This window comes from Cloacibacterium normanense (genome assembly GCF_002943105.1).
Classification (GTDB): domain Bacteria; phylum Bacteroidota; class Bacteroidia; order Flavobacteriales; family Weeksellaceae; genus Cloacibacterium.
In genome coordinates this window covers 376,389-393,005 of record NZ_PTPZ01000001.1, presented here as the reverse complement: position 1 = coordinate 393,005, position 16,617 = coordinate 376,389, and the positions used below count along the sequence as shown (strand labels likewise).

The window sequence follows — 16,617 nt, the reverse complement described above, 5'->3', positions numbered from 1 at the left end:
ATTTATTCTAATTCTGATAAATAACGTTCAGCATCTATTGCTGCCATACAACCAGAACCTGCTGCTGTAATCGCTTGTCTGTAGATGTGGTCTTGTACATCTCCTGCTGCGAAAACACCCGGTAAATTGGTTTTAGAAGATTTTCCTTCGGTGATGATGTAACCGTTTTCATCTAAAGTGATTTGACCTGCAAAAACATCAGTATTCGGTTTGTGACCAATTGCGATGAAAATACCATGAACGTCAATCTTAGAAGTTTCTTGCGTTTGGTTATTAATCACCACTGCTCTTTCTACTAAGCTGTTCTCTCCTTCGATAGCGATTAATTCGTGATTGAATTTCACTTCAATATTTGGTGTATTTAAAACTTTATGAACCATTGCTTTAGAAGCTCTGAAACGGTCTTTTCTTACTAGCATGGTTACTTTGTTACACAATTTAGAAAGATAAGTCGCTTCTTCTGCCGCTGTATCTCCAGCTCCTACTACGATTACGTCTTTGCCTCTGTAGAAAAATCCATCACAAGTTGCACAAGCCGAAACTCCACCTCCAGAATATTTTTTCTCGTCTTCTAAACCTAAATATTTTGCTGTAGCTCCTGTAGAAATAATGACTGTTTTTGCTAAAATTTCTTTTTCGCCTGCCCAAAGTTTATGAACACCTCCTACTTCTTTAGAAAATTCTACTTTCGTAATCATTTCATAGTGTACTTTGGTTTCAAATCTTTCGGCTTGTTTTTGCAAATCCATCATCATCTCAGGACCTGTAATTCCGTTTGGATAACCTGGGAAGTTTTCTACTTCGGTTGTTGTTGTCAACTGACCTCCTGGCTCTAAACCAGTGTATAATTCAGGTTTTAAATCTGCTCTGGCTGCATATATAGCAGCGGTATAACCAGATGGTCCAGAACCTACAATCACGCAATCTAATATATTATTTTCCATAGAATATAAGGGTTGTTACTTTTTGAGTTGCAAATTTCGTGAATTTCATTGTTTTCCTGATGATTCTGTTATGAATTTTTTCAATGAAAGCAATTTTTGATTTGACATTTCCATTTTTGAAAATTTTTATATGAAAACTTGAAATTAATTTTTCAATGGTCTTTTCTTAATCATTCCACCTTTGGTATCTTTTACCGTGTGCATCACTACGAATGCGGTAGGTGCTATTTTTTCTAATTCCGTGGTCAGTTTACTCACTTCTAAACGGGTAATAACGGTAAAAATAATATCGCTATCTTCTTTCATCCCTCGTTTTCCGAAGCCTTTTTTACCATTATAAACGGTAACTCCTCTTCCTAATTTATTGTAAATCATTTCTTTAATCTCTTCACATTTTGAAGAAACGATGGTCACTCCGATGTATTCTTCAATTCCTTCTACAATAAAATCCAACGTTTTAGAAGCCGATAAATACGTAATCATGGAATACAACGCGATTTCTACGCCTAAAAAGTAAGCCGCAGCAGAGAAAATCATCACATTGATAATGATGATCACGTCTCCAATGGTCGTCCCTAATTTTTTGCTCAAATAGAGCGCTAAAACTTCGGTTCCGTCAATTACAGCACCTCCTCTAATGGACAATCCGATTCCTGCTCCTAAAAAGAAACCGCCAAAAACCGCCACTAGAATATTATCATTGGTCACATTTGGAAAGTCTACATTTGCCAAAACCAAAGCCAATCCTCCAATTGCAAGTGCCGTTTTTATCGCAAAATTGATTCCCACGGTTTTGTGCCCCATAATAATGAAAGGCAAGTTGATAAGCGGAATCAAGTAATAAATCGGAATTTCTGTCAACGCTGAAACCAATAACGAAATCCCAGTTGCGCCACCATCTATAAATTTATTGGTCAAAAGAAATCCTTTGAAACCGAAACCTGCAGAAAATACACCGATGGTGATGAGTAAAAAATTTTTGAATTCGTTTCTTAGGGAAACCAAAATATTATTTTTGGTTTTAATGACTTTGTACCGACTGGTATCTGCTTCGCCTTGTAAACGAAGAATGAGTAAAATGATTTGTTTCCAGATATTTTTAATCATTTTTAGCTTTTGATTTTATCAATGTTTACAATTTTGTAGACCATTTCTTTTAAGAGTTCACTTTCCTCCATATTTACCGCACCTAGACCTTTTGATTTTAAATCAATTTCCCTCAAAACCGAGATAACTCTGGTCGAAAATTTCAACGGATAATTTCTCGCCGCTTCTGCATAATCTTTCACAAAATAAGGATTCACTCCCAATGCTGAAGCAATAAGACTTTGCCCCTGATTCGCCACAGTGTGATACATTACCACATTGCTAAAAAAAGTATAGAGATTTCCTATGGTCATGACAATAGGATTGGTTTTGGGATTTTTCCCCATGTAATAAGCAATTTTGAAGGCTTGATTGCTGTCTTTCTTACCGAGTGCTTTTTGCAATTCAAAAACATTAAATTCCTTAGAAATCCCAATGTGCGTTTCTACCAATTTACCGTCTAAAACTTCACCTTCTTTCAGCACCAATTTCATTTTATTGAGCTCATTAGAAATTCTGGAAAGGTCATTCCCTAAGTAATCTGCCAATAGTTGAGCAATTCCTGGCGCTAGTTTTATTTGAAGGTTTCTAGCTTCGTCTTCTATCCATTTTGCCAAGTTATAATCTTTTACAGGTTCGCTGTGAAAGAGCATATTTGCTTTGTCTAGAACTTTGAATACTTTTTTTCGGCTGTCTACTTTTTTATGCTTGTGTGCAAAGACCAGAATGGTAGATTCCACAGGATTTGTGGCGTAGTTTTCTAAAATTCTAGATTCGTCTTCATTTAATTTTAAGTCTTGTGCTTCTTTTACGATGATGAGTTGCTTGTCTCCCATCATAGGATACTGTCTAGAAAGTGCCAAAATATCATTATAATTGGTATCTTTGCCATAGACTACCGTTTGGTTAAAAGCTTTTTCGTCTTCTGTAAGCACATCATTTTCTAATGCTTTTACAGCTGCGTCTATAAAAAAAGCTTCTTCGCCATGGAAAAAGTAGATGGGTAAAAATTCCCTATTTTTAATATGTTTGAAAATCTGTTCTAATTCTTTCATCTGAATGCAGCTGCCGAAATTAAATTTTAAAGAAGATTTTGTTTTTGATATCAAGCGAGACAAAGATACGTTTTTTATTTATGATATGGTAAGGAAATCTTGGTTGGTTCTCACTCCTGAAGAGTGGGTAAGACAGCATTTTGTGCACTATTTCACTCAAGTAAAAAAGTATGCGAAATCTGCATTAATCCTAGAAAAAAAACTAGAATTAAACGGAACGATTAAGAGAATAGACCTCTTGATTACCGAAAAAACAGCTCCTAAAATTTTGGTAGAACTCAAAGCACCACACATTACTCTTACCGAACAAACTTTTGAGCAAATTGCCCGGTACAATTCAGTAATTGGCGCTGAAAAAATTATTTTGAGCAATGGTTTACAGCATATTGCTGCGAGATTTGAAAATGGAAACTATCATTTCGAAAATGTAGAATTTTAAAATAAGAAAAACATGAATATTAAAAATATCATCTTTGATTTTGGCGGAGTGGTTATGGATTGGGACCCGCGTTATTTTTTCAGAGATTATTTCAATGACGACGAAAAAATGGAATATTTCTTGGGAAACATCGCTACCAATGAATGGAATGCCGAACAGGACCGAGGCAGAAGTGTTGCCGAAGCCAATGCTTTGCTCATTTCTAAGCATCCAGAATGGAAAAAAGAGATATTGGCGTATTATGAAAACTGGCACCTCATGTTGCGTTCAGACATACCAGAAAACGTGAGTGTTTTACAAAAATTAAAAGGAAAATATGAACTTTTCGGACTTACAAATTGGTCGGCAGAGTTTTTCCCTTACGCTTTGGCTAATTATGAATTCTTCAATGTTTTTGAAGGAAAAATTGTAGTTTCTGGCGAAGAAAAACTCATCAAACCTAATCCTAAAATTTGGGAAGTTCTCCTCGACCGTTATCAAATAAAAGCCGAAGAATCTGTTTTTATTGACGATAATTTCCACAACATCGAAACGGCAAAAAGTTTAGATTTCATCACAGTTCATGTGAATGAAAACATGAATTTAGAGACCGAACTTAAAAATTTAGGTTTAGATTTTTAAATTCTGTAAAAACATATTCTACCAAAAAAAAGTCACATCGTGATGATGTGACTTTCTATCTTTTATTTCCAAAATTTTACAAGAAAATTTTAGTTTCTTCTTTTACCGTACACAGAACGATGCTGCTGTGATAATCGCCGATGTGAGGATAATTGGTAAATGTTTTTTCTACAAAATCATTGTATTCTTTAATGTTTTTGGTCACAATTTTAATCATATAATCATACACACCAGAAACGCTCACTACTTCTACTATCTCAGGACATTTATTGAGTTTTTCCTCAAAATCTCTCAAAATTTCTACTGATTTATTTTTGATGGTGACGTTGCAATACGCCACCAATTCGTACCCTACTTTTTCTCTATCTACGATGGCTACATATTTTTTGATGATTCCATTGTTTTTGAGAGACTTAACTCTTTCGTAAGTGGGTGTGAAAGATAAACCGATTCTTTCTGCCAAATCTTTGATGGCAATCGTGTTATCTTCTTGCAGAATATTGAGGATTTTGTAATCTAACTTATCGAGTGACTTCATAAATTTTATCTAAAAACGAAGTCAAAAATAAGAATTATTTTTAAAATATCCTGTATTTTGGAAGTTTGACCATAAAAAAAATCTATAAAAGGAGTTGTTGGTTGTTGGTTGACAGTTGTTGGTTGTTGGTTGATGGACTATAGACGATGGATCAATTTAAGATCTCTTGAGTGATTCTAAAAATCGAATCACTTTGCTGTTAAAAACGTGTGGAGCATCTACATTGACTACGTGACCGCAATTTTCTATCACCAATAAACTCGATGATTTTTCGTGGTTTTTTACCACTTCTTTTACCGAAGGCAAAAACATGTAATCTTCTTCTCCCATCACATAAAAAGTAGGAATATTGAGCTCCTTTTGTCTGAACCAACGCAGAACTGGATTGATTTCTGTTGTCAATTTAAACCACTTGATGAATTCTTTTTGGTATAATTTCTTTGCCTCATTGATGAAAAGATTTCGAGAAGACTTATGGTTTTTCTTGGGCATAATAATGAAGGCAAAGAGACGATACAAAACCAAATATGGTAAAATGTATTTAAAAATATTGCCAATTTTCATTAAAATCTGTGAACGGAAATTCATTTTCAGAATGGCACCTCCCATCACCATAGATTTCACTCGTTCTGGGCGCATTTCTGCCAACTGACGAATCACGATAGAACCTAAAGAAATCCCCACAAAATGAGAACTTTTGATTTTAAGATGATCAATAACTTCTAAAATATCATGTGCAATGGATTGAAAGGTGTATTTCTTAGCTTTTAATTTATTAGAACTGCCATGACCTCGTAAATCGAGCAATAAGACATTAAATTTTTTCTGAAATTCTCTAATTTGCTTGAACCAAATAGTAGAGCTTCCTCCAGCTCCATGAACAAAGGTCACCCATTCTGCACTTTCAGAATTTTGATAAATGGTATATGAAATCAAATTTTTAAACTTTTTTACAAAAATATAATATTATGCAATCAATAGAATTAATTTTTTGTGAATTTTTATATCTTTTATCCATAAAAAAACTTTCTCAAAATTATTTCCCCTACCCTAAAGGGTGTAATTTTGAATACTCTATCCTTCTCTATTCACCAAATCCATAGAAAAAGCAGGCAAACAAATGGCTAAATATTCGCATTCTTCTTCGAAAGGGTTGCTGTAACGAATTCTTGCCCCTTTTTGGATTAAAATGCTCTGTCCAGCTTCTAAAACTACTAATTCTCCATCAATTTCAAACTGTTTTTTCCCTCTGATGATGATGGTAAATTCATCAAATTCTGGCGTTTGATGTGGTTCGCTCCAATGTAGTGGCGCAATCATGTGTGCAATAGAAATCTGAGCATTCCCTGTAGAATTTCCCCAATGTTCTTGAATTAATTTACCATCTGTAGTAGGCACTACAAAAGGATGTTTCTGAATTTTATATTTCTTTTCCATTACCATTATTATTAAAAAACCTTTATCAAAATTAAAGATAAAGGTTTGAATTTTAAATTACTTTGCGGTCAATTTTTTGTACTTATAATAAGCACCTAATCCTAATGCCGTCATTACTCCAATACTGATGTACACCCAAGCTGGAACCGGAATAGGATCTCCTGCTGCATAAGAATGCAATCCAGAAAGGTAATAATTTACTCCAAAATAGGTCATTACCATACTACAGAATGCGAACATGGTCATTAAGTGGAAGGCATATCTTCCTCTCAAACCTGGAACCAATCTCATGTGCAATACAAATGCGTATACAATGATAGAAATGAATGCCCAAGTTTCTTTCGGGTCCCAGCTCCAATATCTACCCCATGATTCATTTGCCCAAATTCCACCTAAGAAATTCCCAACGGTTAATGCAAATAAACCAATGGTTAAGGACATTTCTGAAACGATGGTTAATTCTTTAATCGTAGAATGGTCATGTTTATCAAATGTATTTTTACTTGAAATGATATAGAAAAACAATGAAATCACTGCAATAATCATTGACAAAGCGAAGAAACCATAACTGCTGGTAATAATCGCTACGTGAATGATTAACCAATATGATTTCAACACTGGCACTAAAGGTGTGATTTGTGGGTCTAATTGAGAACCACCATGCGCAAATCCCATCATGATTACCGCTACCATAAATCCTGCAGCTGGAATGAGTGCATTGGCATTTCTGTACAGCATTAAACCTGCTGAAATTCCCACCCAAGAAATAAATACAATTGCTTCGTAACCATTACTCCAAGGAGCGTGACCAGAAATGTACCATCTTCCGATTAATCCTAAGAAGTGAAGGAAATACCCTACTACTCCTATGTAAATGATGAATTTGATGGCCTTGTGTAACGTTTTATTCGGTTTGAAAAGTTCTATAAATCCTAAAACGATTAATAAACCACCAATGATGGTATAGAAAATCAATAACCAGAAGTTTAGATTAGCTTTATTCATAAAAACTTCAAGCTTCACTTTACTCTCATCTGGAAGTACATTTTTGCCCCAAGTTTTTTGATATTCTTGAATTTTGGTTAATGCTTCATCTGCTTTTGTCCAATCTCCGTTTCTAGAAGCATCTACTACGCTGATGAAATAAGGCGCAATCACATTTTGTGCTTGTGGATCTGCTTTTTGCTCTGCATCTAGCCAAGAGTTCCACGTATGATTTGGGTCGTTTTGAATAGGAACAACTCTAAAATATTGCCCAGAAAGCAATCCGTAGAAAACTTGTACTCTTTCGTTTACAGAAATCACTTCTTTATCATAATTGCTTTGTTCCGCTGGTTTTTTTCTAAAAGCCGTATTGAAATCTTCTTCTAAAATGAATTTCGGCATTCCCATCGCATCGGTTACGAAAAGATTCATCATAGAAGTATAGCCATCTTCGTTGGCTTTGGTTTTTTTCTTTAATTCTTCGCCACCTTTTGTTCCGATTTTGATGATTTTATCGTTCATCCAAGCCATCGGATTGATGTTAATCGACAAGAACCACTGGTTCGCGTTCAATTCTCCCCATTTTTCTTTTTTGGCTAATTTTCTCAAAACATCTAATGCTTGAGTATTCATCGGCTCAATTCTTCCGTCAAAACCTTGCACGAGAAGATACCCGAACTTATCAGCATGCTCTTTAGAAATTTCAGCATGAACCATTTGTTGAGGCACACTTTGCGGTTGAGCAGTTGGCGCAGCTTCAGCATGAACTTCTCCTTCTTTATGTTGATGCTCTTGAGCATTTAACCCAATAATTGAAAACAATAAAAGGAAAATTGCTACTTTCTTTTTCGCCATGTCTTTTAGAGATTGGTTCAGTTTCCAGAAGTGTGTTCCTTTCCAGAAAAGTGCTACAAATAATCCTAAAAACAAGAATGCATAGCCAATATACGTTACCAAAGTTCCCCAAAAATCGTGGTTTACAGAAAGTACGGTTCCTTGTCTGTCTGGGTCAAAACTCGCTTGGAAGAATCTGTATCCTTTGTGGTTTAAAACGTGGTTCATATATATTTTATAAGGCGTTTGTTTGCCTTCGTCTACAATTTGAACGTGAGATTCATACGCAGATGGAGAATCACTTCCTGGGTAAGTTTCCATCACGAAATCATCTAGTTTCAGAGCAAATGGAGTTTGATACACTTTCGGACCGAAACCAAGAATGATGTTTAATCCGTCAATTGTCATTTGTTTAAATGCGTTAGGATTTCCTTTTTCTACTGACAAATCGATGGTTTGTTCAGTTTTTGGACCTTTTACCAATACTTTTAACATATCAGGAACGTTTTGGTCTCTTTTTTTATCTCCAGAATAAGCAATTAGATTTCCTTTTTTCAAAGGTTCTGGAACTACCAATTTTAAATTTTCTATGGTATAAAGACTTCTCAAAGCCAATGGTTGGAATTCATCTTTTTTAGTCACACCAGTCGCTTGAGTTGCCATGGTCATATAATTGGCTTCTAGAGGTGTTTTGATGAATAGATTCCCGTTTTCCTGCTTGAATTCTACTGCTCCTTCTATTCCTTTGTTGAAAGAAACTAGGAATCCATTGATGCTTTTTACATCACCAGAACCCAAATAAATATCTTCTCTTCCATTATCATTGGTTGAAACCAAGTGAAGATATTCTTTTCCTGAATTGCTGACTACTAGACTGTCTTTTTTTCTCTGAATATATTCTAGTTGCTCTACTTGAACAAGTTCACCATGGAAATCATACTTTGCCTTAAATCTGTGTGGAATAATTTTCGCAATGAGTGGTTCTTGAGAAGCCATCATATAAGGAATTTCGGCATAACTTAAACGGTCGCCACCTCTTTCGATTTGAATTTTAAAGAAATTTTTATCGGTAATGATTTCATTAGAAGTCTCTCCTTCTCTGATGTGCATTTGCCCTTCGTAACTGATGTAACGGGTGATTGCTCCCCCAATAAAAATAAAGACAAAAGCCAAGTGAAACACCAATAACGGCCATTTTTCTCTTTTCCAAAGTCTGTATCTATTAATATTACCAATAAAGTTGAGGATAAGTAAAATCATTACTACTTCGAACCATTTTGCTTCATAGATTAAAGCTTTGGCAGTAGGTGTTCCGAAATCGTTTTCTACAAAAGTGGCATAAGCCATTGCAAAAGCATAAACGAACAATAAAACAGCCATTGTTCTCGTAGAAATCAGAATATTAATCAGTTTTTTCATTATAGATTTTTAAACTGCACAAAAATACATTCTATAAATTGAATTAGCGAATTTTGATAGTTGGATTTTATCTATAACTGTGTTAAAATTTTTATAAAATTTTGCTTTTTTTAACTTCTTTGGTGCATAGAACCATTTGATTTCTCTGTATAAAAATTCAATCGCTTAAAAGACAAATCCTCATTTTCTATTTGAAGACCTCAAAATCAGAAAATTAAATGCTATTTCTCGTTAAAAAGTTACTATTTTTAAAATCAAAAAACGATTTCAAATGTTTTCATTTTTCATATAAAATATTACCTTTGCGTGTTATCACATTATGGCAAAATTAGCATCTAACAATAGACAAGAGGTAGAAGAAAGCAAGACGCTTTCTAAACCCAGAATTTTTTTCGGACTTTTATTTTTGTTTTTATCGGTAGTGTTTGCACTATCTTTCGCATCTTATTTACTGAACTGGAAGGCTAACCAAAGTCAGACCGGTGCAATGTTGGATAAAAGCATTAAATCTTCTAATATTTTTGGAAAAGTGGGAGATTGGCTCGGGAATATTTTTATTTTCGACAGTATCGGGATTGCTGCTTTCATTGTGGCTTTTTTGATGATGGTTTTAGGTTTCCAAATCTTGAAGAAAAACTATTTTAAAATCTGGAAAACCGTTTCTCACTCTCTCTTTTTTCTTTGTTGGCTCCCTATTCTTATGGGTGCCATCACCAAAGGAAACGGAACGTTAAGTGGCGTTTTCGGAAATGAAATTCAAGAATATTTGGCTTCTATTATTGGTGATTTCGGATTGTGGATGACACTTTTAGCGGCGATTATCCTGTATTTTGTTTTGGAATTTAATCTCAGACCGAGTTCTATTAAAAATCAAATCGATTCTATTAAAGATAAGTTTGCCCCAGATTATGATGCAGATGAAGATTTCGAAGCAGACAAAGAACTGAAAGAAGAACCTCATTTTGAAAATTTAAAAGTCACTTCAGAAGTTGAAGCTCCAAAAACAGAAACTTTTGAAACCATTAAAACGCCTAATCAGACAGGTTTGGAAGTTCCTAAGACAGATGTTTCGAGGACTTCGTCCGCAGAACCTTCTTCTGTGCTCAACATGACAAAGGAGAAAGATTTAGAACCTACAGGTTTTAGTTTTCAAAAAGAAGAAACGCCTACAAAACCTGCAGACAATATTGCTTTCAGTATTGAAGAAGTGAAGGAAGATTTAGACGATTCTGAAAGAAAAGCAAAAGATTTGGTAGACAAACATGGTTTGTATGACCATAAATTGGATTTGGCGAATTTCCAAATGCCAAAGATTGAGTTGCTCAAAGAATATGGCAACGAAGAAATCGCCATCAATAAAGACGAACTCGAAGAAAATAAAAATAAAATCGTTGGCTTACTGAAAAATTTCAACGTAGGTATTGCAGAAATTAAAGCAACCATCGGTCCAACGGTTACACTTTACGAAATTGTTCCAGAAGCGGGAATCAGAGTAGCGGCGATTAAAAAATTACAAGATGATATTGCTTTAAATTTATCAGCTCTAGGCATTAGAATTATCGCACCGATGCCAGGAAAAGGAACGATAGGAATAGAAGTTCCACGCAAAAATCCTTCAATGGTTTCTATGCGAAGTGTTATTTCTTCACCTAAATTCCAAAATGCAGATATGGATTTGCCAGTAGTTTTCGGGAAAACGATTTCTAATGAAGTTTTCGTGGCAGATTTAGCCAAAATGCCTCACTTATTGATGGCTGGAGCAACTGGACAAGGAAAATCTGTTGGGATTAATGCCATTCTTACTTCCCTGCTTTACAAAAAACATCCATCAGAATTAAAATTTGTGATGGTAGACCCTAAAAAAGTAGAACTTTCATTGTATTCAAAAATTGAAAGACATTACTTGGCTAAACTTCCAGATGGTGAAGACGCTATTATTACGGACACACATAAAGTAATTAACACGCTGAACTCTCTTTGTATAGAGATGGATACGCGTTATGATTTGCTGAAAAATGCTTTTTGTAAAAATATTAAGGAATACAATAAGAAATTCACAGAACGCAAACTGAATCCTGAAAACGGTCACCGTTACATGCCTTACATCGTACTTGTAGTAGACGAATTTGCAGACCTTATCATGACAGCAGGAAAAGAAGTAGAACTTCCAATTGCCAGATTAGCCCAATTGGCAAGAGCGGTGGGAATTCACTTGATTGTAGCGACTCAAAGACCGTCTGTAAACGTCATTACAGGGATGATTAAAGCCAATTTCCCAGCGAGAGCAGCCTTTAGAGTTATTTCTTCTGTGGATTCCAGAACCATTTTAGATTCTACAGGTGCAGAGCAATTGATAGGAAAAGGTGATATGCTCTATTTCAACGGAAATGACTTATTAAGATTGCAATGTGCATTTGTAGATACTCCAGAAGTGGAAAAAATTGCAGAATACATTGGCGAACAAAAAGGTTACGCTTCTGCATTTATGTTGCCTGAATATTCAGGTGAAGAAACCACTTCTACAGTGGGAAGTTTTGACCCGAATGAAAAAGACCAACTCTTCGAAGAAGCGGCTAGAATTATTGTTTCTACACAACAAGGTTCTACTTCTATGCTTCAGAGACAATTAAAATTGGGCTACAACAGAGCAGGAAGAATTATGGACCAATTAGAAGCTGCAGGAATTGTAGGCGGTTTCAACGGTGCAAAAGCAAGAGAAGTCATGATTTCTGATTTAAATTCTTTGGAAAGTTTCTTGGAAGAATTGAGGAAGTAATAAATAATTATGGAAAATTTAAGTTCTCAAATTAAACTTCACTTTGAAGAGAAAAATTTTTGTAAAATTTTTCGAGGAGATTTTGAAACCATAAGTGGATTCATTGTAGCGTATTCTAAAGAATTTTTAATTATTCATGAAAGTGATGATTTCAATATTTTAGGATATGTGATTTTTCCAATATCAACAATTGAGAAAATAAGAAGAAATAATTCTGACAAATATTATCATAAAATATTACAAGGTGAAAATCTTCTTGAAAAGGTGAATTTAAAACATAAAATAAATCTTAATAATTGGGAAACATTATTTAAATCAATAAAAAAAACTCATTTAAATGTTATCATCGAAAATGAAGATATAGATGATAAGACATTTGATATTGGACCAATAGTTAAAGTCAACAAAAATTCAGTTTATATCCATTACTTTGACTCAAAAGGTTTTTTGAGTGATGAAGAAACCCAAATTAAATGGAATCAAATAACATTGGTACGTTTTGATGACAGATACATAAATATATTTAGCAAGTATCTTAGAAAACGAAAAAATTAAAACGTTAAGAAAATTTAAGATTTCTTGGCTCGCTTTTTGAAATCTACACCAAGAATCATTAAAAATAAAAACATGAAATATTTTAACAAGATTATATTAGCAAGTGCTTTGGTTGGAAGTTTTACCTTTTCATTTGCGCAAAAAGTAGATGCTAAAGCCAAAACTATTTTAGAAACCGTTTCTAAAAATTATAAAGCCAAAAAAAATACGTACTTCAAGTTTTCTTACGGAACGGGAACTGGAAAAGTGAGCAAAACCGAAACGGGAATCTTCTACTCTACTCCTACTCAGTATAAACTGAATATCATGGGTAATGAGCAGATTTTTGACGGGAAAAAAGTGTACAACATTTCTAAAGAAGACCAAGAAGTGACAATTGCTCAACCGAATGGTTCGGAAAAAGCACTTTCACCTATCAACTACCTTGATGAATACAAAACAGGCTACACCGTAACTTATGCAGGGAAAAGTGGCGGTCTAGACCTCATCAAAATGGTTCCTGTAAAAGATAATGGGGTAAAAAGTGTGGTGTTGTATATCAATACGCCTAAAAAGCAGATTGCTAAAATTGTACAGACTTCATCAGGCAATGATTTGGCCGTGATAACCGTAAATCAATACAAAGAAAACCAAAGTTTAAGTGCTTCTACTTTTAGCTTTGATAAAACCAAGTACAAGAATTACCTCATTACTGAATTATAACGTTAATCCTTCTCAAAATGAGAAGGATTTTTCTATGACATAGAATGCGGAGGCGTTAAAAATAATTGAAATCTAGGCGTTAAAAAATTCCTGATGTTTGAAGTCGAAGCAAAGCGAAGACAAGTTTCAGGGATTTTAGAATAGATTTCAATTATTTAGCTGAGCATTCAAGTCTTGAACTTTTGGTTCTTTTGTTTCAAGACAAAAGAACTAAAACCAAAATAATTCTAACTTTTTTCATAATTTTGGCAAATGTTAAAGAAACTCGATCAATATATTATAAAAACCTTTTTCGGGCCGTTTCTATTTATTTTCAGCGTGCTGTTTTTCATCTTTATGGTGAATATTGTATGGATTCAGCTTTCGCAGTTTACAGGAAAAGGCTTGAGCAATTGGGAAATTGTAAAATTCTTGTTTTATCTGAGTGTAAACGTTGTCAAAATGGTATTACCACTCACGATTCTTTTGGCTTCCATTATGACTTTTGGAGATTTCGGGGAGCGCTATGAACTCGCCGCCATGAAATCTGCAGGAATTTCCCTTACAAGAATTATGATGCCTCTGTTTGTAGTAGTTTCTTTACTTTCCATCATGCTTTTTGTGTTTTCAAATAATGTCATTCCAGATTTTCAGAGGAAGGCCAAAAACATGATGTACAATATTGCCGCCACCAAACCCGCCATCAACTTTACCGCAGGACAATTTATCAATTCATTGCCTGGAGCAACGGTAAAATTTGACAAAATTTATGGGGAAAACGGTGAACATTTAGAAGGCGTTTTTGTGCACAAAGTGGCTAATGCTTATGAAGACCAAAGAACAATTATCGCTAAAAAAGGTGAATTTACACCCGCTGCGAATAGAAATTATTTGAAGTTGGTTTTATATGATGGTTATATTTTCGAAGATAATATTCAAGATAAAAATTATTTAGAACGACTGAAACAGCCTGGTCAATCGGTAAAATTTGATTCTCTGGTTCAGCATTTTGATGTGAGTGATGTCATTAACAAAGCCATAGAAGACGAAAAAATTACAGACGATTACCGTTTTCAAAATTATAAAGAGATTAATAAAACGATTGTAAAAGTTAAGAAAGAAAACGACTTTAGTTTTAATTCAATTAACTCTGAAATGGTAGGACAAACCAATAATTATGTGACTTACATCGACAAAATTAAAAATCCTGCCAAACCTACAGAACCTTTTGCAATAGAAAAATTAAAAGAAGATAAAAGGTTAGAAGTACTCTATCAAGCCTATACTAAAATTTCTTTTCTACAAAACGAAAAAAAGAATAAGGACACCCAAATCTTAGATATTGTAAAGTATTACAACAAGATTATCATGTATCAGCAAGGGATTATTGCTTATTCCGTGACTTGTCTTATTTTCTTTATGATTGGCGCAAGTTTGGGTTCTATCATCAGAAAAGGAGGTGTAGGTTTACCTGTGGTGATTGCAATTATCATTTTTATTGTCTTCTATGTGATGAACTTGACGGTAGAAAATATTACTTGGAAAGGAAAACTCAATCCTTATTTCGGAGCTTGGCTTTCTAATTTGGTTTTATTTCCTTTTGGTGTTTGGCTCACGTATAAAGCGCTTACCGATTCTCAAGTTTTTGATGTAGAAAAATACAAAGCATTGACCAAGCCTCTTTGGAGCAAGTTTGTGAAAGAAAGAGAACATGAAAGGTATCAATAGGTTTATATTCTAGATGCTAGATATGAGATTCTAGATATGAGATTCAAAATTTTATAATAAAAAAACTCCAGAAATTCTGGAGTTTTTTGTTTTTCTTAAGTTTATGAGCATTAGATTTTGAAAATATCTGTTTCTTTTGCTTTAAGATGTTCGTCTGCTAATTTCACATACTTGTCTGTCAATTCTTGAATTTTAGCTTCTGTATCTTTGATGATATCTTCAGAAACGCCATCTAATTTTTTAAGCTCTTTCATACCATCTTGTCTAGCATTTCTGATGGTTACTTTGGTTTGTTCGGTTTCCGCTTTCGCTTGTTTTGCTAAATCTCTACGTCTTTCTTCAGTTAATGGCGGAACGTTTAGAATAATTGTATCTCCATTATTAGAAGGTGCAAAACCAAGGTTAGAATTGATAATCGCTTTTTCAATGGCGTTAATCGCTGATCTATCCCATGGTTGAATAGAAATCGTCATCGCATCTGGAACAGATACATTCGCCACTTGATTGATTGGCGACATTGCTCCGTAATATTCTACCACAACATCTTGAACCATAGACGTAGAAGCTCTACCTGCTCTAATTTTTTGGAAAGCGTGATCAAGGTGCTTAATTGCAGCATCCATTTCTTGCTTTACCATATCCATAATCATGTTTAATTCTTCCATTGTATATTGAAAATTTGATAAGTTACACATTATATATTCACAAGAGTTCCTACTTCTTCGCCTAAGACTACTTTTAATAAATTACCGTCTTTATTCATGTCAAAAACAATGATGGGTAAATTATTTTCTTTACTTAGGGTAAATGCAGTCATGTCCATTACTTTTAAATCTTTCTCAAAAACTTCGTCGTAAGAAAGCGAATTGAATTTTACTGCATCTGCATTTTTTTCTGGGTCAGAATCGTAGATTCCATCTACTCTGGTTCCTTTCAGAATTACATCAGCGCCTATTTCTATGGCTCTCAATGTTGCAGCAGTATCTGTCGTAAAATACGGGTTACCCGTTCCTGCTCCGAAAATTACCACTCTTCCTTTTTCCAAGTGTCTTACTGCTCTTCTTTTGATGAAAGGCTCTGCTACTTTGTCCATCTCGATTGCAGACTGCAATCTGGTCTTAATGCCTTGGTCTTCTAATGCGCCTTGTAACGCCATTCCATTAATTACGGTAGCCAACATCCCCATATAATCACCTTGCACTCTATCCATACCTTTGGCTGCTCCTGCTACTCCACGGAAAATATTTCCTCCACCTATTACAATTGCTAATTCTACGCCTGCATCTACTACTTTTTTAATTTCTTTAGCATATTCTACCAATCGATCATTATCAATTCCGTATTGTCTGCTACCCATTAAAGCTTCTCCGCTTAATTTTAAAAGAACTCTTTTGTATTTCATTGTTATATTTTTATCAAAAATGGTGTCTCAAAAAGTATAGATTTGAGGCAAAAAATAAATTTACTGCAAATATAATGAATCGTAAAGAATTTCGTTAATAGAATTATGTTTTCACATT

Annotated in this window: 15 protein-coding genes; 6 read left to right on the top strand and 9 right to left on the bottom strand. The window is 34.4% G+C overall.

Going from position 1 to position 16,617, the window contains the following annotated elements:
• Positions 1–2 precede the first annotated feature (2 nt).
• The 3 genes from trxB to holA all read right to left on the bottom strand — a co-directional run bounded on the left by trxB (position 3) and on the right by holA (position 3,085).
• Positions 3–944 carry a thioredoxin-disulfide reductase gene (gene trxB / locus C3729_RS01775; protein ID WP_104792559.1) on the bottom strand — a complete coding sequence of 314 codons (942 nt, stop codon included), beginning with the start codon at positions 942–944 and terminating at the stop codon, positions 3–5.
• Positions 945–1,088: 144 nt separating this feature from the next.
• Positions 1,089–2,051 (bottom strand): YitT family protein, encoded by a 963-nt coding sequence (locus C3729_RS01770; RefSeq protein WP_104792558.1) that lies wholly within the window; start codon positions 2,049–2,051, stop codon positions 1,089–1,091.
• Between the two features lie 2 nt (positions 2,052–2,053).
• Entirely contained in the window at positions 2,054–3,085 is a 1,032-nt protein-coding gene (holA, locus tag C3729_RS01765) for a DNA polymerase III subunit delta (protein WP_104792557.1), read from the bottom strand.
• 4 nt (positions 3,086–3,089) lie between these two features.
• Here holA and C3729_RS01760 point away from each other — a divergent pair, with 4 nt between their 5' ends.
• Together C3729_RS01760 and C3729_RS01755 are read left to right on the top strand one after the other, a co-directional pair.
• A complete protein-coding gene (locus tag C3729_RS01760) occupies positions 3,090–3,524 on the top strand; it encodes a type I restriction enzyme HsdR N-terminal domain-containing protein (RefSeq protein WP_104792556.1) in 435 nt (144 codons plus the stop codon).
• Positions 3,525–3,536: 12 nt separating this feature from the next.
• Positions 3,537–4,145 (top strand): HAD family hydrolase, encoded by a 609-nt coding sequence (locus tag C3729_RS01755; RefSeq protein WP_104792555.1) that lies wholly within the window; start codon positions 3,537–3,539, stop codon positions 4,143–4,145.
• Between the two features lie 76 nt (positions 4,146–4,221).
• Here the strand turns inward: C3729_RS01755 and C3729_RS01750 are convergent, their stop codons facing one another.
• The 4 genes from C3729_RS01750 to ccsB all read right to left on the bottom strand — a co-directional run bounded on the left by C3729_RS01750 (position 4,222) and on the right by ccsB (position 9,357).
• Positions 4,222–4,683: an Lrp/AsnC family transcriptional regulator gene (locus C3729_RS01750; protein WP_069796477.1), complete on the bottom strand. Its 462-nt coding sequence runs from the start codon at positions 4,681–4,683 to the stop codon at positions 4,222–4,224.
• A 156-nt stretch (positions 4,684–4,839) separates the two neighbouring features.
• On the bottom strand, positions 4,840–5,619 hold the full coding sequence (locus tag C3729_RS01745; RefSeq protein ID WP_104792554.1) for an alpha/beta fold hydrolase: 780 nt from the start codon (positions 5,617–5,619) through the stop codon (positions 4,840–4,842).
• 138 nt (positions 5,620–5,757) lie between these two features.
• A complete protein-coding gene (locus tag C3729_RS01740) occupies positions 5,758–6,120 on the bottom strand; it encodes a cupin domain-containing protein (RefSeq protein WP_104792791.1) in 363 nt (120 codons plus the stop codon).
• 57 nt (positions 6,121–6,177) lie between these two features.
• Positions 6,178–9,357 (bottom strand): c-type cytochrome biogenesis protein CcsB, encoded by a 3,180-nt coding sequence (ccsB, locus tag C3729_RS01735; RefSeq protein WP_104792553.1) that lies wholly within the window; start codon positions 9,355–9,357, stop codon positions 6,178–6,180.
• 319 nt (positions 9,358–9,676) lie between these two features.
• On the opposite strand from ccsB, the gene C3729_RS01730 reads away from it, so the two are divergent.
• From C3729_RS01730 to C3729_RS01715, 4 genes are all read left to right on the top strand, one after another.
• Positions 9,677–12,133 (top strand): FtsK/SpoIIIE family DNA translocase, encoded by a 2,457-nt coding sequence (locus C3729_RS01730; RefSeq protein ID WP_104792552.1) that lies wholly within the window; start codon positions 9,677–9,679, stop codon positions 12,131–12,133.
• Between the two features lie 9 nt (positions 12,134–12,142).
• The gene (locus C3729_RS01725; protein ID WP_104792551.1) at positions 12,143–12,688 is read left to right on the top strand and encodes a hypothetical protein; all 546 of its coding nucleotides are present in this window, start codon (positions 12,143–12,145) and stop codon (positions 12,686–12,688) included.
• 72 nt (positions 12,689–12,760) lie between these two features.
• Positions 12,761–13,390 carry a LolA family protein gene (locus tag C3729_RS01720; protein ID WP_104792550.1) on the top strand — a complete coding sequence of 210 codons (630 nt, stop codon included), beginning with the start codon at positions 12,761–12,763 and terminating at the stop codon, positions 13,388–13,390.
• 252 nt (positions 13,391–13,642) lie between these two features.
• The gene (locus C3729_RS01715; RefSeq protein WP_104792549.1) at positions 13,643–15,097 is read left to right on the top strand and encodes an LptF/LptG family permease; all 1,455 of its coding nucleotides are present in this window, start codon (positions 13,643–13,645) and stop codon (positions 15,095–15,097) included.
• Positions 15,098–15,207: 110 nt separating this feature from the next.
• Here C3729_RS01715 and frr read toward each other — a convergent pair whose 3' ends face one another.
• Both frr and pyrH read right to left on the bottom strand, forming a co-directional pair.
• Positions 15,208–15,762 carry a ribosome recycling factor gene (frr, locus tag C3729_RS01710; protein ID WP_069796893.1) on the bottom strand — a complete coding sequence of 185 codons (555 nt, stop codon included), beginning with the start codon at positions 15,760–15,762 and terminating at the stop codon, positions 15,208–15,210.
• 29 nt (positions 15,763–15,791) lie between these two features.
• Positions 15,792–16,499, bottom strand: coding sequence for a UMP kinase (gene pyrH, locus C3729_RS01705; RefSeq protein WP_069796895.1), 708 nt, complete (start codon positions 16,497–16,499; stop codon positions 15,792–15,794).
• Positions 16,500–16,617 lie beyond the last annotated feature (118 nt).